Origin of the sequence: Pseudomonas sp. OE 28.3, from assembly GCF_014268205.2 — a bacterium.
Taxonomy (GTDB): Bacteria; Pseudomonadota; Gammaproteobacteria; order Pseudomonadales; family Pseudomonadaceae; genus Aquipseudomonas; species Aquipseudomonas edaphica.
In genome coordinates, this window is record NZ_CP077082.1 from 4,041,160 (window position 1) to 4,058,751 (window position 17,592).

Genomic DNA, 17,592 nt, shown 5'->3' on the forward strand with positions numbered 1-17,592 from the left:
GCACGCCTATCACCCTGCAAAGGGAATTGCCCGATGAGAAAATACCTCCAGTGCTCGGAGTGTTAAGGATATTTCAAATGAACGGACGCACCTTGCTGGTCGTTATGTTGCTTGCCCACCCCACGCTATCCGTTGCAGCCACCCAACCTGCCGACGGGAAGGTACTCGGGGCAAGCGATGGCCTGATGTACTCCCGGGCGCAATTCACCTGCGGGGCGCTGCCCGCCGATCTCGTCGCCGATTACGTAAAGGCATCCAAGCTGATTGCAGGGCCAAGCGCGGAATACGATGAAGGCTACGAGCAAGTCGTCTCCCGGGGTGAGCGCAATTGGCCGGCCATCCCGAGCGTTGAGCAGCGAGCACTCGAATGCCAGAAGTCGAAAGAGGACCTGGCGATCAAGGTGAAGCTGGCACAACGCTGGTTTCCTGAGGCTTACAAGTAAGCGCTGGAAGTTATTGCCACCCGCTCATATTTATCTAACGGAGCGCCCACTCCATGGTCAGCGACCTCTCACCAAACTGAGGCTCTCAAAATATTTAAGGATATTTCAATACGTTATATATTATATTTAATTTTCAAATAACACTAAACGCATAACTCCTTTATAAAGATCAACACAACAAGAAAACAGCGAACACGTGATAAGCCTATAGCACTCCACGCTCAATGGACACGAAGGAATGTAAACTTATGACTGTCTCAACGAAAAATCTTGTTAATCCAACTGCCTCTTCGGCAGGAATCCAGACGAGTGAAGATTACCAAAGCCTCCTGAATTTTTCACACGCTTATGATCGAGGAGGATTTAATTTAAATGGAAAGCCGTCTTACACCATTACGCAGGCAGCGGATGAAATAACCCGAGGCGGTTACTATTGGGGCGACAATGACCATAACGGCAAATACAATTTCACCTACAGCTTTCTGACTTCAGAAAGTAAATCTTACGCCGCCGAGAAAGTTTCCGGCTTCACCGCTTTCAACGCACAACAAAAGTCCCAGGCAGCCCTTTCGTTTCAATCCTGGTCAGACGTCGCCAATATCTCATTCCGTGAATCTAACAGCGGAGGCGACGCCCATATATCCTTGGGCAACTACAGCAATGATCTGCAGCATGGCGGTGCCCGGTCGGCTTTCGCGTTCTACCCAAACAACAGTGGAAACAGTGACGCATTATTTTATACCAATAAAAGTTACCAAGAAAACTTAACGCCCGCGAACGGGAATTACGGCCGTCAAACTTTAACCCATGAAATTGGTCACACGCTTGGCCTGCAACACCCAGGCGCGTACGATGCCAGCGTGGGACGGCCGTCCTATTCGGATGCGAAATATGCCGAAGATACACACGGCTACTCCGTGATGAGTTACTGGAACGAGAGCAACACCCATCAAAACTTCAGTAAAGGCGGGGGCGAAGCCTATGCAGCCGGCCCGCTGATCGACGACATCGCTGCGATCCAGAAGCTCTACGGCGCCAACTACGCCACCCGCGCCGGCGACACCACCTACGGGTTCAACTCCAATACCGGGCGGGATTTCTACAGTGCCGCCTCCAATACCGACAAGCTGGTGTTCTCGGTATGGGACGGTGGCGGCAACGACACCCTGGACTTCTCCGGCTTCACCCAGAACCAGAAGATCAACCTCACTGAAGGCGCGTTCTCCGACGTCGGCGGCCTGGTGGGTAACGTGTCCATCGCCAAGGGCGTTACCCTCGAGAACGCTTTTGGTGGCGCAGGCAACGACCTGATTATTGGCAACAACACAGCCAACATCATCAAAGGCGGTGCCGGCGACGACATCATCTACGGCGGTGGCGGTGCGGACCAACTATGGGGCGGCGCCGGCAACGACACGTTTGTGTATGGTGCCAGTTCCGACTCCAGGCCAGGGGCTGCAGACAGGATTTTTGACTTCACCTCGGGCTCCGACAAGATCGACCTGTCGGGCATTACCAAAGGTGCAGGCTTGAGCTTCGTCAATGCATTCACCGGGCATGCCGGCGATGCTGTGCTGAGCTATGCCTCGGGTACCAACCTGGGCACCTTGGCGGTGGACTTCTCCGGGCACGGCGTGGCCGATTTCCTCGTCACCACCGTGGGCCAGGCGGCCATCAGCGACATCGTGGCGTGATCTAAAGCGCGGTGCTTCGGCGCCGCGTTCTGAGGAGCCAGAAGTGGATTCTGGCCTTTAGACTAATTGTCGTAGAAGTACCACATTACAGCTATCACGGTGGCAACCCATCCTAGGGTAAGCAAAAATGATAGACCTGCGAGCCGCTTATCCATGGTGCCCTATCAAAAACCGGATGGCCGCAATACGAACGCATCCAATCAGAGTAGTTGAGTGTTCTCAGTGTGCAATATCACGTGCCTGATGATCAGTCCTTGGTCGCCAGCGTCAGTGATTACCATAGCTCAATGAGGGCTACCATCAGGAACCTTTTGCATAATCTGGAATCTGTGCTGCTTGCTTTACATCAATCAGTTAGCGAGCGCCCAGCATGATATTGAGAAACACCTTACTGTGCATTGCGCTTGTCGCCGCCGGCTTCCTTGCCGGGTACGCAGCGAAACCCACCCGCGAACTTCAAGTAACGGCCGGCCAACTCATAGAGTGCGGGCGGGTAATCATGCCGACTCTCGGTATGTGAGCCCTGCGTAATTCTTCTCGCAGGCCTGGTCAGCTATTCTGGCTCGGTCATACGCTGTGCCCAACGCTACCGTTCTTTTGGATGCGAAAGCCCAGCGTGGGCTGGGCTCTTTTTTCGTGAATATTAAGAACCTTAGGGTTTTGCAGCAACGGTCACCGCTATTTCAACCGGACCACTATCGTGGATGCGAGCATGTCGCCTAAGCGTTTGCGTGAGCCAAAGAAAATAAAAATCCAGTCCAAAATGCTCAAAACAGGCGTAGTGATGTTGCGCATAAACGACTGATATAGATTGCAATTAAGATGGCTACGCTCGTCAATGACTGACATCCCCAGCAATTTTTTACCCACGCTTTGACCGTTTGGCATTGCGTCCGAAAACAGGTAATACGCCGCAGCGGATCCAATAGCCAGAATCCCGACCGCGTCTGGAGATACACCCACAAATTCAGCCGTTCTTCCCACGGCGAATAAAACAAAAAAGGTGATTAAGGAGTCAATCCACTGACCTCCCAACCGCCGCCCCAATCCAGCCAAGTTGTCTGGCTTTCGGTACTCGCTTTGAGGGGTGCTCACTTCCATGCGTTGACGCTCCAATAATGTTCGATTTGAAATATCTCAATATGCACAAAGCTCAGCGCGGATATGCTTAAGCCCGTCCTCCGCAGCCGATTCCATTATGGCATATCTTGTTACAACCATTCGCCCGCAGGCACCACCCGCAAAGAACTTCAAACTTTTGTCCTAGTCCCAATGACAGGCGTGCTTTAAACCGTGAGCGCCTGCTGACAACCCATAGAGGTTCACAAAATGAAAATGACACTGCCCGCCCTATTTCTGGGCGTCCTCATTTCGCAAGGAGCAATGGCTGCCGGAGATGGCACAGCCGGCCTTGGAGGCGGCGTTGGTGGTGCACTTGGCAACATCGTAGGTCAACAGCTCGGCGGCTCAACGGGCGCGGCGGTAGGCGCAGGCGTAGGTGGTGCTGCCGGCAGTGCTGTCGGTGCTCAAAAAGGCAATAGAGCGGAAGCTGCATTAGGTGGAGGAATTGGCGGCGCGGGTGGCTCATTGATTGGTAATCGCCTCGGCGGTACAACCGGCTCGACTATCGGTGCAGGTCTCGGCGGCGCGGCGGGTGGCGCGCTGGGAAACAACCTGGCGGACGATGAGAGCAATCATCGATCCGATGGCAGAAAGCACAAAGGCAACAACAAGCATAAACACAAGAACAAGCATCGTTAGGTTCTGACGCTGTTAGATCGAAGCCCGGCCCAGCGCCGGGCTTCTTGTTTCTGGCAGGCGCCCCGCTCTGCTATCGTGGCCCGCTCTGATCGCAGTGGAAGCATCGAAGCATGAATTCATGGAAGACTCTGGCAATCGCCTTACTGGCATCGGTCAGCACACAGGCCGTATCAGGTGACAACGTCAACCCTGTCGCTGCAGGAATATTTATCACCATTTCCTTGCCAACCATTTTAATTGGGGCAACCACATCCCTCACCACCGAGCCGCCAAAGATATTCAAGTCAGCCAAGACTGACGCACTGGCGTTCATAGGTTCGGACGGCGAGATTCGCGGAGCACAGTTTGAGCAAGCCTGCCGACACTATCGATTGAGTTACAGATCACCGCTCATGTCCGATATGCAACTCGCCAAGGCGATCGCGGCGTCCTACTGAGCGCAACCTTTCACATCCCTTTCACACTCGGGCGCTTAGGGTTACCCCAGCTCCTAGAGAACATCCCTTTAAGCCCGCTAATCCCCATCGCGGGCTTTTCTTTGTCTGCGATTTGGAGGGCCGAGACGTGCCCTCGACGTCTTACCCGACGACCGCTATACACGCCCACCTTCAAAATGACACGATAACGCCTTGCCTTCGTAAGCAGGAATACAGGATGTTCAGTCACGTAACCGTTGGGACAAACGATCTTGATAAGGCGTCTACCTTCTATGACGCGGTGCTGATCCCTTTGGGGCTCTGTCGACGGCCTGTAACCCCTGATGGCGGGCCACCTTCGGCATGCTGGATCAAGCCAGATAACGCTCTCCCTCGCTTTTATGTGTACAGCCCTTATGACCGCAATGAGGCCGAAGCAGGGAATGGCAGCATGGTGGCTTTCACTGCACCCTCTCCAAATGCGGTAGATACCGCCTATGCGGCCGGGCTTCTTGCAGGTGGATCTGATGAAGGTGAACCTGGCCAACGCCCCCACTATGGTGATGGTTACTACGGTGCGTACCTGCGTGATCCAGATGGCAACAAGGTGCACATCGCTCATCGTGGAGATTTGCATGTGGCGGGATAGGCGCCGCTCACGGTATTGGCTTGAAGCCCGCCATTGCGCGGGCTGAATGTGCTGAATTGACTGTGTGACCAGGTGCTATCTACCGACTTTCCGAGCGCTAATCAGCAACTGGCATCTACCCGCCATCTGCGGGAGGGATACAGCCACATCAGACAACACGCGGTACATCTCATGCTCGTCCGCAAACGGGTAAACCTCGAGGTTGAGAGCGATCTGAATCTTGCGCAGATCTGTGCCTTCGACGAGCCAGCGCTCAGCGGTGCGAGTCATCGTTGATCCGTTGTCATCCGTCTGCCAGGCAAGAAAGTCGAATAGCCTGGCGACCTGCCGAAAGGATATCGAGTCAGGGATATCGGCAAATGGCCGACCACCAGGAGTGCCTACGAAATTCGGGGCGATTCAGCTACTGCTGTATATCACTGATCACAATCTGCGAGCTCCCCTCGATCCTTTTGACTTCTACAGTCATGCTCCCATGCTCGCCTTTGACCAAGTAAAGGTAAAGATGAAAACCTGGCCCAGTGTCACTTTCATCGTATACAAACCGTTTCAACAAGGTTAAGGAAGCAACATTACCTATCTGAGTAGTCACCTGTTGGTTTGAACGTAAATACTCCTGAAACGCAATATTCGCCTCATCCTTTGCCTCGTAGTATCTCAGCACAAACCCTGCTATCACGACGACCAACACTGTCGCAATTACAGACCTGATTTTTTTGAATCTCGGGCTTTTTAAACTACTCATACTGAATCGTCGCTGATTTGGCAGGCAGGTGGAATGACCATTTTTGACCAAGAACGGACAAATCACAATTGCGCCCCTGCCCAGGCATTCAGTGTGGATGGAATGTCAGGAACAGCGACCGACAGGTTTGAACCGGCAGGCGTTGCGCTTAAAAAGTTATTTTCTGAAAAGGTGCATCCACTTTGATCGTTGGCTCGTAGATTCAATACCCTCACTCGGAGGGCACAAGAGCCAAGGAGATTCATCATGCACGCCTTTTACAAAAAAATTGCTGCTGCAGCCTGCTTCGCGTTTCTCTCCGTTACTGCAACACTCAGCTTTGCTGCCGACACTGTGATGGTCGGAGGCGCAGCGATGTACCCAAGCAAAACCATCGTGGAGAACGCAGTCAATTCAAAGGACCACACCACACTGGTAGCGGCAGTCAAAGCTGCCGGCCTGGTTGATACACTCAACAGCAAAGGTCCTTTTACCGTATTCGCTCCGACAAACGAAGCCTTTGCCAAGCTGCCAGCAGGCACCGTCGAAACTCTGGTCAAGCCTGAGCACAAAGCCGACCTGACTAAAATTCTGACCTACCATGTAGTTGCTGGCACACATACATCAGCACAGCTGATGGCCGACGCCAAGAAGAATGGCGGCACCGTTGTGTTGAAAACAGTTCAGGGGGAGTCGCTGAATATTAAGCTGCACGACGGCAAGCTTTGGGTTGTCGATGCCAAAGGCGGTAAGGCGAGTATCAGCATCGCAGACGTTATGCAGTCCAACGGCGTAATCCACGTTATCGACTCGGTCTTGATGCCTTAAACGCTCTTGAACCCGGCAGGCGTGCAGTTTGCCGGGTGTTGAGGCGCGCATATAGGCAGTTACTGTCAATTCAAGGAAGAGCTATGTCATCGCTACTGTTTTACACAGATGCTAACGAGGCGATCGTAGTTACTGAATTGGGCAGGGAGATCCGGCGCTTGCCGCAAAGATCGGCGGGTATCAGTTCAGGAATATTCGACCCAAAGCGGGGTCAGAAATCGTGGATATTGGCGATGCAAGCCTGTTGCTGGGGCATAGCAATCAGGAAATCGCAAAGCGCGTTTACAGAAGGCTTGGCGCCACTGCGAAGCCGTCAAAATAGAAAAGTTCTGGAACACTTCCATAATAGCTATGGAACGCGGAACAAATACAAACCCGCCACGACCAAACCCCAGAAACGCAAAAGCCCCGCAATCGCGGGGCTTTCGTGTAAATCTTGGCGGGAAACCAGGGATTCGAACCCTGGAGACGCTATTAACGTCCGCCGGTTTTCAAGACTGCCGTGTTAACTATACAAATCAATACGTTAGCTATGGATCGTTTCCGCACTTGGACACTTTTTGCTGGTCTGTAAGCCCCGCAGATCAAAGGGCACATGCACAGTTGCGGAAATGATTTACCCTCTTCCGGCGTCCTGCCGACCGATCACTACCCCCCCCCAAATAACATCGGCTGCTAAGCTGTTCACTCCACCAGAGGAACGCAAATGCCAAACTCAGACCTACTCCCTTCACTGCTCTCAAAGCTTTACGAAAACCAGTTGGCTCTTGAAGCTTCCATCGTGGAAATAGCAAACTGGGTAGAGCAGCGCGGCTCTGCCGACGTGGCTGAGAATGTGCGCGGCGCCTTGCACACCATCGACGAGAACGAAGAGTTCATCAAGCTGACCCTGGCCGTTCTCATGGCGCCAGACTAACTGCCTCTCGTCGCCTCGAATCGCGCCCCAGCAACACCTCGATTACTGTATGCACATACAGCATTCGGATTGACCCACCATGAACCTCGACAAAGACACCTGCGAGTGGCTTGGATGCCCTACGCCCCTGGAAATGTACCAACACCAGTGCGCCCTGCTCGAGGACGAGCTGACCGCGACCCAGAAGCGGCTGACCGAGGCGCGCCGCAATATTGCCGGGCTGGTGCAGATGTGCGACCTGCTGGCCACCGGCAAGGCCGCGGCCGAGGCTGAGCTTAAGAAGGCGCTCGACAACATCGCCCGACTGAATCATGAAACGTGGGAATTGGACGGAAAGGTCCGGGCGCTTGATTCGGTTGCCGGCCAGCGTGATCAACTGCTCAGGGAGAATCAGCGCCTATTGCTGGAGCTGAGCGTGCTCAGGGGGCCACAGCCCTGACATACGCCTGGCACGCACGCAGCGCGATCACGGCGTTATCCCCGTCGTCGGTGATGGCGATAATTCTTTGAGCATGCGCTGGGTCAAGTTGGGCTCGACGGGCTGCATGAACCACGCCGACGGCCCCGGGGGCGGTAGGCACTTCGCAGTCACTGGCTGAATCCGTGGCGTCGAGAAGGACTGACAACCGCACATCAGCAGTAGCAAGGCGGTCACGTAGCAGAGCCTGGTTGCGCTGGGCATCGGATAATTCCTTTGTGTGTTGTTGGTCGGCTGCGCTCGCTCTCTGCTCGGCGGCCAGGCGCTTATCCTGCTCGGCCCGCTGCTGACTCCAGGCCTCGCCCGTGATCGCGTCCAGGTCTTTCTGGTGACTGGCGGATTGCTCTGACAGCTGCTCGGCGAGCTTCTTGCCCATGCGCCAGTCCTGCACCTGCCAGGCAACTCCGGCGGCGCCCGCCATCAGCACCAGGACCAACACCGCCAGACTTGCCAGCCTCTGCACGGGCGTCACGCCAGCACCTTCAGCGCCCTGTCGTACAGCGCCAGGCGATCGTCCTGGCCGGTGAGTCCGCCATTGATGCGCCTGGTGATCTTCGCGAAGTCCTTCTGGTCTGCCAGGGTGTTCAGCCCGCGCGTCGACCAGAACCACGCGGCAGACATCGCGGCGTGCTGTGGCTGCTCGAGCAGCTCCGGTTGATTGATCAGGTCCAGGCCCAGGGCTTCGCCGCACGCCGCGTAGTTCGCCCGGCCGGTAATCTGGATCAGGCCACGGCCACGGAACTTGGAGCCGTCACCGTTAACGGTGTTGCCCAAGTCGGCCCGGCCTTCATAGCCCAGTTGCTGCGCGGTTGGCCCCCAGATCTCGCGCACATAGCGCAGTTGGCCGGACTCATGCCCGACCTGGGCGATGAACGCCGACACACGCAGGGTGCCGACAATGCCGTAACGCCCCATGGCCGTATTCAGTACAGGAACAAAAACGCCGGCTTGGCGGCCGGCGTTCGGGAGGATCTGCAGCAACTGCTGCTCGGTGATCGGCATACTTCTCTCCAGGCGAAAAAAAACCTCCCATGGCGGTCGTGGTATTCAGTCGAGCTGTTATGCAGGAACGTCCGGCCAATCGATGTTGCCCGGGTAGCTGGCCTGCTCTGGAACTCGGTTCAGCGCTACCCGGTATTTCTTCCAGGCCTTCAGCGCAGCGACATCTGTCTCGGTTGCCTCATCAACATCTACGGCATCCTGCAGCGGCGCAACTGCGTAATCGGCATCTGCTCGAAGGCGCGCGATCTCGGCCTGGGCACGCTCAAGAGGATCAAAGGCCGGTGGTACCAGCACCGGCATTTCCTGAGGCAGCAGAGACTCCACTGCGACGTGCAGGGTTATGCTGTGCGCCAGATCAGCTGGCTCACCATCTTTGGCAACGCTCACCGCAAGAACGCCGTCGGTATAGCTGATCGCCACTGAGCAGGCCGCATCCATTTGGTTCAGCACGTAACCCCAACCCTGGGGCGCCGGCGCCATTCCAAGCGTGCCGCGAACCAAGTACTGGCCAGGGCCAGGGTGGTCCGTGGTGATAGTAGCGACCCCCAGAGAGGTGATATCGATTAGAGCGCCAGTTTCCCCAAGGATATTTATTGCTGCGCGAGTAGTCATTTAGATCGCCTTCAAGGTGCCGTCGGCGGCACGGGTGGTATTTCCGGTGTGGTAATACTTGTTCCATCCAGTGAAAGCACCATTGCTCGCAATGGCAAAGTAGCGGGCATTGGTATCGTTCAGGTCCCAAACATCGTGCAGGCAGTAATTGCTGAAAGCCCGCTCTACGCGCATCCCCCAGTATCCGGAGTAAGGCGTTCCGACAACGCTTGTAGGAACCAAATAGGCTCCACCTACAACCGTTGCATCTGCCGCAGATGCAGCTGGGTAGTTGGCAGAGTCAGCGCCCAGCCCGCCATAGCCAACATTAAGCAGTCTGCCGGCACCTGTGTCTGTTGCGCTCGTTACCACGTCAGACCCAATGGAAGTGCCAACCGACGTCCGACCAGTGCCCCCCTTACTCGTTGGCAAAATGTCATAATTCCCAGTTGTGCCAAGAGCCGCCAGCTTCGTGCCGAACTGGTTATTCAGGTTGTTGAAGGCATCCGACAGCATCTTGTCGTAGCCCTGCACCGGCATAATCGCGTAGGCGGCGCCGCTAGCAGTTGGGCCCTTGTACGCAGGCAGGATTGAAATAACCGTAGAGCTGGCGACGTTGGCCACCTCGTATGTGGCTCCATCTGGACCAACGAATGAATCGCCATTCCTGCTGCTCGCCGCAAAATCCACGTTAGTTCCGACGACTGTGGTGCTGCCATTCTGCACAGCAACTGTTCCGGCTCTTTGCCACACCATACTTCTCTCCAGGCAATAAAAAACCGCTCAAGGCGGCATAATTTTTGTTAGCTTAAATCAAGCTATTGGTTTCGCGAATATCAACGGAACAAAGAAGCTATCACCCCTAAAATCCCCAATATTCTGAAGAACTGCTGTAACCACGTTACTGGCGTAATTCCAACCACAGCTCAATTTCGAAAACGTATCATTCCCAGGAAGATCATATGCAATATTGTTTATCAGCATGTAATTCCCAGCACTCAAAGGTGCAGATGCATTCCATGTAAACGTCCACCGACCAACAGATGTATTGGTAGCACCCAAATAATTCCACCCCGTTATGACGCTGGTAATTTGTGCGCAGGGGGTTCCATTATCAAATAGTAGTTTTGAGCCCCCGTCCCATAGCCTCATCCCATAACTGGCCGTCGGTTTAGATTCATAAGCTGCTATGAAATATGTGCCGGGAGTGCTTGATTGATTTAGCCAGCCCGTCCAGTTACCAGGTGCACCTAGCATTCTTATCCATTGGAATGCGCCATTCCCGTCCGGCTTGGCAAAAATTAAAGGGGGTTCCGGAGAGGTAATCGGGACGGGAAAGCTGGCCCCACCTGAATACCTTGCCGAGAACAATACGACCAGCCTTGAAAATTCAGAATCCAACGTTACAACATCTGATCCATTTTTAAACTCCAGCCCGTACGCCATCACCTGTACCTCAATACTAATAGCCTTTGAGTACCAACCCCAATTCGTCCGTTAGACATGTTTCTATTAGAAAACCAAACCGTTACTCCTCCTTGAAGAATTTGCGCATCAAACTGCGACACAGCGGCGCTCTGCCCATCGTTACTGTTTGACCACGCCACATTCGGTAGGCAAATCGCTGTGTGAGTAGACGGGCTTACCCCTGCAATTGGGATGTAGACATTTCGTCCAGAGTTCGTAACGAGCGCCGAGTAAACAACCCTTACGGTAAACGAGTTCTCATCTAGCTCTAGATTGCCTGTAGCACTCCAAATCCTAATACCAGAACTCATTCGCTCAGATCTCCAAGTTGTACGCGCTTAACTCCGTTTACATCCCAGAATCTCAGCGAGCGGTTTGTCATAACGGAACGCCCCTGACCGGCGACGATGCCGTTAATTTCGAAGGTACCGTCCCTCTTAAGAATCCAACCTTTAAGTCCTGGGTCGTAGTCATCAGACTGCAGCGCCTGGCCAATCTTAAGCATGTTGATACTGCCGTTTTCAATGAATGCGGACTTAATGAAAGTCTGGCCGCCAGTGACCGAGAACGGCGAAACCGGCACGCCATTGGCCAAGTTGAGCAACATGAACGTGTCAGCCCTGACCACGAACTGCGACGACACCCCAGAAGGATCGACCTGTAGGCCCAGTCCGAAAGCCGCAGCGTACTTCTGCCCGCCGGCAGTGGTCTCCATCTTCACCGACCAGATCGTCGACAGCTTTCCATTGGTATCGGCAAGCGCTGATGTAGTCTGCTGGATTGCAGCCTTGTTGTTGGCTACCTCGGCGTTGACCTGGGCCACTTGCTGAGCAGAGGCCTGCTTATTGGTGGCTACGGTGCTTTCCAGAATCGTCACGTTGGCGGCGTTTTGGTTTACCTTGGCATCCAGTGTCGTGGTGCGCTGGGCTGATGCTTCCTCGTTTGAGGCGATTACCTTCGCTTGCGTGGCGATTGATGCCGTACTGGCCCATGCCTTCAACGCGTCGATCTTGTCACCATTGCCGCTATCGTCCCTGGCGGCGGCTCGAAGCACGTTTAGCGTAGAACCTTGCGCAGTTACCTTGCCGTCAACGGTTTCGATGCTGGTTTTGTTCAGCGCTACCTGCTGCGCCAAGGCCCCGACAGATCCAACGGTCTGCCCCACGTCCAGCCAGTAGGTAGCATTCGGTGGTGGCTTGTTGGTCGGCACACTGGCAATGGCCTGATACAGCCGCTGCCCTTGGCGAACGGTGTCGCCAGCGACATAGGTTTTCGCTGCGTCGTACAACAGGATGTCGTCGAGTGCGTCGATCTGATCCTGCAGGCCTGGGATTTTTTTGATATCGCTGAGCAGGTCCTGGCCCAGTTCGGTCTTGCTGATCTTGCCGGCGAGCATGTTCAGGATCGGCCCAGCGTCCGAACTTGCCTGGCCCATCACGCCATTCACCACCGGATAGAACGGCCCGATGTTGCCGGTACGGTCCACCAGGCGCGCCCAGAAGAACAACGTTGCGCCTGCCAGCAGTTGCTGCATGCGGTAGTCGGCCTGCGGGTATGCCAGGTCGGCAAGCTTGGTCGCAGCCTGCAGGTTATTCGCCGGGCCATACCACAGCTCGGTGCGCTGGGTATCCTCTGCACCAGCGGGGAAACCCCACTTGATGCTGATGCCGAACAGCTCGCTGGTTGTGGTCAGGAACGACACCGCCGGAGGCAGGCCTACCTTCCCTTCCAGGTTGGTCAGGTTGGAGCTTTTCCAGATCGACGAGATTTCGAAGGCGCTCACCGACCGCACGCGGGCCAAGTAGGCGCCCGAATAGATGCCGGTGACGTCCACGCTCGTCGAGCCGGTACGCTGCACCTTGATCCAGTTCCCGTTATCCTTGCGCCACTCCACGTCATAGGCGACTGCGCCAGGAACAGCGGGCCAAGAGATGTTCATGGTGCTGATCGCGATCCCCTGATTTACCGCGTAGCTCGATGTCAGGGTGACACTGGCAGGCGCCGGAACCACGGTGATCGGGATAACACTGATCGGCCGTTCTTCCAGGCGCGCGCCGGTGTCGATGTGCGCAAACTTGCTCGGGTCGTATTGCACGGCCGAGATTTCGAACACGCCAGGCTCTGGCCGGGCCACGCTCACCACGCGGTAAAGCGGGATGGCCAGGTCGTCAGCATCCAGCGCCCACACCAGTTCAGGTTCGGGCGCCACGGAGTAAGCCACGGTCACGGTGATTTGCCGGCCGTTGACCAACTGCACGGTGCGACCTTCACACTTGCCGTCTGGAAGGTTGAGGATCAGCCGGTCGCCGGGCTTTGCCTGGGTGTCGCGATCCAAGGTGATGACTTTGCCGTTCACCGCCGAGATCCGACCACCGACAGAACGACCAGCCAGCAGTTCGTCGGCGATCGGGATCACATAGCCAGGCAGCGGGATGCGCCCGTCCAAACCGACCTTGAAGGTGACAGCCCGATCCTTGGAGTTGGTGAGCAGTGCCCACTTCCCCCGGCGCTGGGCCTCGGATTCGCGGGTGCAGCCGATAGCGCTGATTTCCAGCGGGTTGTCGCCGTAGCGCCGCTGCAGCTTCTGGTCGGTTACCGCAGTAACGTCGGTGTCGTAGTTGTTCAGTGGGTTGTCGTAGCTGATCAGAGCCCGCGTGTAACGGGTTCGCTCCGATGCGCTCGAATAGGTGAACTTGCCGTCAATGACGTTCGCACGGGTATAGGCGAAATCGAAGTCAGTAGCGCGCGGCATATCTGCCAGCGTGAACACCTGGCCCTGGGCCCAGTAGGTCATGCCACGGTAAATGGTCGAGATATCCTGAAGCAGCGACCAGGCGTCAGCCTTGCTCTGAAGGTTCAAGTTGCAGATGAAGCGCGGCTCTTGCCCGCCCTTCCCGTCCGTCACCATCTGGTCGCAATACTGCGAAATCCTGTACAGCTCCCACTTGTCTACCATCCACGGCTTTATGCGACGGCCAAGGCCGAAGCGGTCGGCAGTAGTTATGTCGTAGGTCATCCAAACCGGGTTATCGGTCCAGGCCTGCTTAAACGTGCCGTCCCAAACGCCCGAGTAGGTGCGAGACACAGGATCGTAATTGCTCGGCACCTGCATCTTCTTCAGCTTGGTCTCTACGGTCACCGCCGGGATGCTGCGGAACTGCTCGGCTGAAAACTCGATGTAGAGCAGCGCGGTATTTGCGTAGCGAATCTTGGCGTCAATCACCTCGGTAAAACCGGCGATCTGCATCGTGTCGGAGATTTTGTTGTTGTTTTGGTTAATGGTCAGGCGCGTGATTTTCATCAACCAGCCAGTGGTCGCCTTTGGCAGATCGATACGGCGTGTGCGCTCGTACAGGCTTGTGGTCTTGCCGTCTACAGCCTCGCTCAGCACCTGCTGATAGGCGCCACCATCGGTCGCAAGCTCGACCTTGTACTCGATCCGATAGCCGTTAATGTTGCCGCCAGAGTCCACCGACTGGAGCGCCGGCCACGCAAAACGAACGCGCACAGCGGAAAGCTGGGTATTGCTGATGGCCCGCACCCACGGCGTGCCGCTGCGCAGTTCGGTGCTGATGGTGGTCTCGTTCTCGACCGAAGGGATGCCCTGGATATAGCTCTGATCCACGGCGCCGGTACGCCACTCCCACTTAACGTTCGGTAAGTTCATATTGCCCTGTGGATCTTGAAGCGGCGTGTTGTCGAGATAGATATCCTTGGCTGTTGGCGTTCCTTCGAACTCGCCCTCCCCTACAGCGATGAGCATCTTGGCGATCGCGACAGAGCGCAGGCTATCTGGCACTTCGGTTGGCGTTTTTGGCTTGTCGGAGCCGCCCTTGGCACCGTAAATGTCCAGCTTCTGTGCTGCGCCCATGCTTTTCTCCAGGCAATAAAAAACCGGCTCATGGCCGGCTGCAGTGCTGCAATTTGGTTTACATCTGGTCTTCGGCGTAGATCGCGGCGCTGATGATCGCCCCGCCAACTCGGCGCTTGCCGTAGCAGAGCGGAACCGGGTTGCCGGAGGCCGTGGTGTTCTTGGCGCTGCCGAAGGCGTAGCCGGGAGTGTTCTCGGGCGCGGCGCTTGTCTTGAGGCCGCCGGCCTGGGGGCTGAGCATCTGTATAACGCCGCCGGCGACGAGACCGATGCCTGCCGGCGCCAGATACGGCGCGGTGACCGGGAACACGTACGAAATAGCGAGCAGGACGACACCAACAATCGTCTGGAGAATCCCTGCTCGCTTGCTACCAGTAATCACTGGGGCAATGCGGATATCTCCTTCCCCGCCAAAAGAAAGCTCACCCTCTCCAATATTCTTTTTACCCCTGAAGACCGCGAACTCTATACCTCGGGACTTCGCATTCGACAAGAATCGCTCAAAGCCAGGAACTTGCACGCAAAGAGCCTTGATTGCCTCTGCCGTGGTTCTCACCGACAGCCTGAAGGATCGGCCGAACTGGCGTAACTGACCAAAAAGAAGGACGGTAGTGAGTGGCTGGTATTCGATTGCGAGCGCTGCCATAGTTTTCTCCGGGCAATAAAAAACCGCCCGTAGGCGGCTCGATGCGGTTGTTCGTTAAAGGCAGTCGCGAACTGCCTTTTCAATTGCTGATCGGCCGTAACCGGGCGCCCAGGACAACCGCTGATAAAGTGCAACACTGCTGCCTTTCGGAGAGCGATTTACCTCAAGAAGTTCCTCAGCCGTCGAGTCGGTCGCTACGATGAGTCTGTAACCACTTGCGGTTTCAGTCATAGTGGCGCCCGAGCGAGCATCCTGCCATTTTGGCATGACGCAAAGTGCGTATTGCTTAGGCTCCTTACTCGAAGACGCGCTGATGGTGGCTTTCCCCGACTTTAGGTCGCCAGGTGTTGTGCACCCCGCCAGCATCGCCACCGCTACCGCCGCTATCAAAATCCGCATGATCGATCCTCGTCCTGAAAGTAGCGACTGTACCCCGGACCTGGCCGGGCATCCAGCGTGGATGGAATGCCAGTGGTACGACTTCGTCGCTTGGTTGTAGGGTAATGCCTCGGGTCGTGGCGACCCAGGAGGCGTAATGGAAAACCCTAACAAGCGCAGGGCTAACGATCTTGCAATAATGCGCAACACCTTAAAGTCCAACCTTTGTAACAATCGCCCCGAGGCGCGACTGGCAATCAAGTCCGCTATGGCTGGTACGTATATGGCCGGTCAAAACGTAGGCATGCGCTTGGTTCCCTACCCCTCTTCAAGCAACGGCGTCTTTAAGGCTACGGACGTCGATTTCGGCGCCATAGACGAATTCATCGAAAACGTCGGATCATCGAACGATGATCTCCTCACCGCAATGGCCAACGATTGGTTCTTGATGTACGACGAGCCACCGAGAATATAAAGGGATTCCCCAGTCCTTTGTCTGCAAGCCCAAGGACTGGGATAGCGCCAATATCGGCGCGGACAACGCAAGGAAGATGAAATGAGTGAAGTTAAGACAGCGGAACAACGCTTGAGCGAACTTGAAGTAGTTGTAAGGACCATAATCCTCTTCAACCAAAACGCCATAGCTGCCGTGAGCCGAAGGGCCACTCAAGGTAATCCAGCCGTAGCAGACGCTCTAATCCAAGACCTCGTGGCTCTGAAGGCTCAACGCCATAGCGATATCGACAAGGATCTATATAACAGTCATATCGACAGCCTAATAGCTCTGGTTATTTGATCCAAATCCGGCCGCGTAATTCAGTCCGCTGCGCTCGCATTTTTTTATGATGACGCGCCAGCGGCCTTTCAGGCTTTGATCGTTTTTAGTGCCGCCTGTTGAGACGTTCTCGACTTTTGCAGCTTCGGAAACCCTACTCATACATTTCTCCCGCGGCCGTGCCGCGTCCTGTTGGTTGTTTTGCGTCTTTGTGCCTGAGGATCAGGCGCGTCCTGTCGTGCCAGGGGCCGCCGAATACGATGATTTCCGACGGCCTGCCGTACAGGTGGTGCAGCATGAACGGGCCTGGGCCAAACACACCTGAATCCTCACCAGACAGCGACGGATCGGTCCCCAGATAAATCCCGGCATGATTGGGGTGAGCGGTTCGCCCAACCTGCATAACGATCATGTCACCGCGCTGCGGTCGGTCGACGCGCACAAAGCCGGCGGCCTCATAGTGCTGCTCGTACAGGCTGGTGTTCTCCGCGCTTTCCCACCAGCCATCGGTGCGCTGGAAGGCTTCGAATTCCAGGCCCCACTCGCGGGCATACCAATCAGCACACACTTGCCAGCAGTCCCATGCACCATGCACGAACGGACGCTTGAGCAGCGGCGTGCTGCCCGTCGGCGTGATCGTGCGCATGTCGCCCTCGGGCCAGGACAGAATGTGCCAGGGCAAGGCCGTGGCCTCGCACATGGCCAAGTCATGCGGTGATGGCCTGCTGGTGGCGTCCGGGTGAGAGTGAACGATGCCGATCACATCACCCTGGTCCTCCGCTGCGGCGTAGTCCTCGGGATCGAGCCGGAACTCTTCGTTCGGCTCAGGGGCGATGTTCCGGCAGGGGTAATACTTCTGCGCCCGGCCGACGGCCAGCAGCAGGCCGCAGCATTCACGCGGATATTCCGCCGCCGCGTGCGCCTGGACGGCCGCGATGATGTGCTTACGCATG

At 55.9% G+C, this 17,592-nt stretch carries 19 protein-coding genes and 1 pseudogene; 11 read left to right on the plus strand and 9 right to left on the minus strand.

Annotated features, from left to right (window positions below):
* Positions 1-77: 77 nt before the first annotated feature.
* Positions 78-443: a hypothetical protein gene (locus tag HU759_RS17875; protein WP_017136551.1), complete on the plus strand. Its 366-nt coding sequence runs from the start codon at positions 78-80 to the stop codon at positions 441-443.
* Positions 444-691: 248 nt separating this feature from the next.
* A complete protein-coding gene (locus HU759_RS17880; RefSeq protein ID WP_170040196.1) occupies positions 692-2,137 on the plus strand; it encodes a serralysin family metalloprotease in 1,446 nt (481 codons plus the stop codon).
* 678 nt (positions 2,138-2,815) lie between these two features.
* Here the strand turns inward: HU759_RS17880 and HU759_RS17885 are convergent.
* The gene (locus HU759_RS17885; protein WP_017136552.1) at positions 2,816-3,238 is read right to left on the minus strand and encodes an RDD family protein; all 423 of its coding nucleotides are present in this window, start codon (positions 3,236-3,238) and stop codon (positions 2,816-2,818) included.
* A gap of 228 nt (positions 3,239-3,466) precedes the next feature.
* On the opposite strand from HU759_RS17885, the gene HU759_RS17890 reads away from it, so the two are divergent.
* From HU759_RS17890 to HU759_RS17915, 7 genes and pseudogenes are all read left to right on the plus strand, one after another.
* Complete coding sequence (locus HU759_RS17890; RefSeq protein ID WP_017136553.1) at positions 3,467-3,898, plus strand: hypothetical protein; 432 nt, start codon at positions 3,467-3,469, stop codon at positions 3,896-3,898.
* A 110-nt stretch (positions 3,899-4,008) separates the two neighbouring features.
* A complete protein-coding gene (locus HU759_RS17895; RefSeq protein WP_138452158.1) occupies positions 4,009-4,335 on the plus strand; it encodes a DUF2388 domain-containing protein in 327 nt (108 codons plus the stop codon).
* Positions 4,336-4,552: 217 nt separating this feature from the next.
* The gene (locus tag HU759_RS17900; RefSeq protein ID WP_170040198.1) at positions 4,553-4,963 is read left to right on the plus strand and encodes a VOC family protein; all 411 of its coding nucleotides are present in this window, start codon (positions 4,553-4,555) and stop codon (positions 4,961-4,963) included.
* A 991-nt stretch (positions 4,964-5,954) separates the two neighbouring features.
* Positions 5,955-6,515: a fasciclin domain-containing protein gene (locus HU759_RS17905; RefSeq protein WP_017136558.1), complete on the plus strand. Its 561-nt coding sequence runs from the start codon at positions 5,955-5,957 to the stop codon at positions 6,513-6,515.
* A gap of 145 nt (positions 6,516-6,660) precedes the next feature.
* Positions 6,661-6,837, plus strand: a pseudogene (locus HU759_RS30045) (integrase); the annotation flags it as partial.
* Positions 6,838-7,221: 384 nt separating this feature from the next.
* Positions 7,222-7,431 (plus strand): hypothetical protein, encoded by a 210-nt coding sequence (locus HU759_RS17910; protein ID WP_099489483.1) that lies wholly within the window; start codon positions 7,222-7,224, stop codon positions 7,429-7,431.
* Between the two features lie 79 nt (positions 7,432-7,510).
* Positions 7,511-7,870, plus strand: a complete 360-nt coding sequence (locus tag HU759_RS17915) for a hypothetical protein (protein WP_186617612.1) — start codon at positions 7,511-7,513, stop codon at positions 7,868-7,870.
* Here HU759_RS17915 and HU759_RS17920 read toward each other — a convergent pair.
* The 7 genes from HU759_RS17920 to HU759_RS17950 all read right to left on the minus strand — a co-directional run bounded on the left by HU759_RS17920 (position 7,851) and on the right by HU759_RS17950 (position 15,486).
* Positions 7,851-8,381, minus strand: coding sequence for a lysis system i-spanin subunit Rz (locus HU759_RS17920; RefSeq protein ID WP_186617614.1), 531 nt, complete (start codon positions 8,379-8,381; stop codon positions 7,851-7,853). The two genes, HU759_RS17915 and HU759_RS17920, sit on opposite strands and share 20 nt — an antisense overlap.
* Positions 8,378-8,911 (minus strand): glycoside hydrolase family 19 protein, encoded by a 534-nt coding sequence (locus HU759_RS17925; RefSeq protein ID WP_186617616.1) that lies wholly within the window; start codon positions 8,909-8,911, stop codon positions 8,378-8,380. The genes HU759_RS17920 and HU759_RS17925 overlap by 4 nt, the downstream gene beginning before the upstream one ends.
* A 57-nt stretch (positions 8,912-8,968) precedes the next feature.
* Positions 8,969-9,523 carry a tail fiber assembly protein gene (locus HU759_RS17930; RefSeq protein WP_186617619.1) on the minus strand — a complete coding sequence of 185 codons (555 nt, stop codon included), beginning with the start codon at positions 9,521-9,523 and terminating at the stop codon, positions 8,969-8,971.
* Complete coding sequence (locus HU759_RS29895) at positions 9,524-10,258, minus strand: hypothetical protein (RefSeq protein WP_225932997.1); 735 nt, start codon at positions 10,256-10,258, stop codon at positions 9,524-9,526.
* Positions 10,259-10,315: 57 nt separating this feature from the next.
* Positions 10,316-10,948 (minus strand): hypothetical protein, encoded by a 633-nt coding sequence (locus HU759_RS17940; RefSeq protein ID WP_186617621.1) that lies wholly within the window; start codon positions 10,946-10,948, stop codon positions 10,316-10,318.
* A 328-nt stretch (positions 10,949-11,276) separates the two neighbouring features.
* On the minus strand, positions 11,277-14,840 hold the full coding sequence (locus HU759_RS17945) for a phage tail protein (RefSeq protein ID WP_186617622.1): 3,564 nt from the start codon (positions 14,838-14,840) through the stop codon (positions 11,277-11,279).
* A gap of 58 nt (positions 14,841-14,898) precedes the next feature.
* Complete coding sequence (locus HU759_RS17950; RefSeq protein WP_078825112.1) at positions 14,899-15,486, minus strand: tail assembly protein; 588 nt, start codon at positions 15,484-15,486, stop codon at positions 14,899-14,901.
* A gap of 535 nt (positions 15,487-16,021) precedes the next feature.
* Between HU759_RS17950 and HU759_RS17955 the strand changes: the two genes are divergently transcribed.
* Both HU759_RS17955 and HU759_RS17960 read left to right on the plus strand, forming a co-directional pair.
* Positions 16,022-16,339 (plus strand): hypothetical protein, encoded by a 318-nt coding sequence (locus HU759_RS17955; protein WP_186617624.1) that lies wholly within the window; start codon positions 16,022-16,024, stop codon positions 16,337-16,339.
* A gap of 81 nt (positions 16,340-16,420) precedes the next feature.
* Positions 16,421-16,660, plus strand: coding sequence for a hypothetical protein (locus tag HU759_RS17960; protein WP_186617625.1), 240 nt, complete (start codon positions 16,421-16,423; stop codon positions 16,658-16,660).
* A gap of 133 nt (positions 16,661-16,793) precedes the next feature.
* Here HU759_RS17960 and HU759_RS17965 read toward each other — a convergent pair whose 3' ends face one another.
* Complete coding sequence (locus tag HU759_RS17965; protein ID WP_186617626.1) at positions 16,794-17,591, minus strand: C40 family peptidase; 798 nt, start codon at positions 17,589-17,591, stop codon at positions 16,794-16,796.
* Position 17,592 lies beyond the last annotated feature (1 nt).

Excerpts from the sequence above, each read along its gene's own strand:
- HU759_RS17910 (WP_099489483.1), top strand. The coding sequence starts at position 7,222 with ATGCCAAACTCAGACCTACTCCCTTCACTGCTCTCAAAGCTTTACGAA.
- HU759_RS17900 (WP_170040198.1), top strand. The coding sequence starts at position 4,553 with ATGTTCAGTCACGTAACCGTTGGGACAAACGATCTTGATAAGGCGTCT.
- HU759_RS17965 (WP_186617626.1), bottom strand. The coding sequence starts at position 17,591 with ATGCGTAAGCACATCATCGCGGCCGTCCAGGCGCACGCGGCGGCGGAA.
- HU759_RS17905 (WP_017136558.1), top strand. The coding sequence starts at position 5,955 with ATGCACGCCTTTTACAAAAAAATTGCTGCTGCAGCCTGCTTCGCGTTT.
- HU759_RS17960 (WP_186617625.1), top strand. The coding sequence starts at position 16,421 with ATGAGTGAAGTTAAGACAGCGGAACAACGCTTGAGCGAACTTGAAGTA.
- HU759_RS17950 (WP_078825112.1), bottom strand. The coding sequence starts at position 15,486 with ATGGCAGCGCTCGCAATCGAATACCAGCCACTCACTACCGTCCTTCTT.
- HU759_RS17875 (WP_017136551.1), top strand. The coding sequence starts at position 78 with ATGAACGGACGCACCTTGCTGGTCGTTATGTTGCTTGCCCACCCCACG.
- HU759_RS17885 (WP_017136552.1), bottom strand. The coding sequence starts at position 3,238 with ATGGAAGTGAGCACCCCTCAAAGCGAGTACCGAAAGCCAGACAACTTG.
- HU759_RS17955 (WP_186617624.1), top strand. The coding sequence starts at position 16,022 with ATGGAAAACCCTAACAAGCGCAGGGCTAACGATCTTGCAATAATGCGC.
- HU759_RS17940 (WP_186617621.1), bottom strand. The coding sequence starts at position 10,948 with ATGGCGTACGGGCTGGAGTTTAAAAATGGATCAGATGTTGTAACGTTG.
- HU759_RS17925 (WP_186617616.1), bottom strand. The coding sequence starts at position 8,911 with ATGCCGATCACCGAGCAGCAGTTGCTGCAGATCCTCCCGAACGCCGGC.
- HU759_RS17880 (WP_170040196.1), top strand. The coding sequence starts at position 692 with ATGACTGTCTCAACGAAAAATCTTGTTAATCCAACTGCCTCTTCGGCA.
- HU759_RS17945 (WP_186617622.1), bottom strand. The coding sequence starts at position 14,840 with ATGGGCGCAGCACAGAAGCTGGACATTTACGGTGCCAAGGGCGGCTCC.
- HU759_RS17930 (WP_186617619.1), bottom strand. The coding sequence starts at position 9,523 with ATGACTACTCGCGCAGCAATAAATATCCTTGGGGAAACTGGCGCTCTA.
- HU759_RS17915 (WP_186617612.1), top strand. The coding sequence starts at position 7,511 with ATGAACCTCGACAAAGACACCTGCGAGTGGCTTGGATGCCCTACGCCC.
- HU759_RS17895 (WP_138452158.1), top strand. The coding sequence starts at position 4,009 with ATGAATTCATGGAAGACTCTGGCAATCGCCTTACTGGCATCGGTCAGC.
- HU759_RS17890 (WP_017136553.1), top strand. The coding sequence starts at position 3,467 with ATGAAAATGACACTGCCCGCCCTATTTCTGGGCGTCCTCATTTCGCAA.
- HU759_RS29895 (WP_225932997.1), bottom strand. The coding sequence starts at position 10,258 with ATGGTGTGGCAAAGAGCCGGAACAGTTGCTGTGCAGAATGGCAGCACC.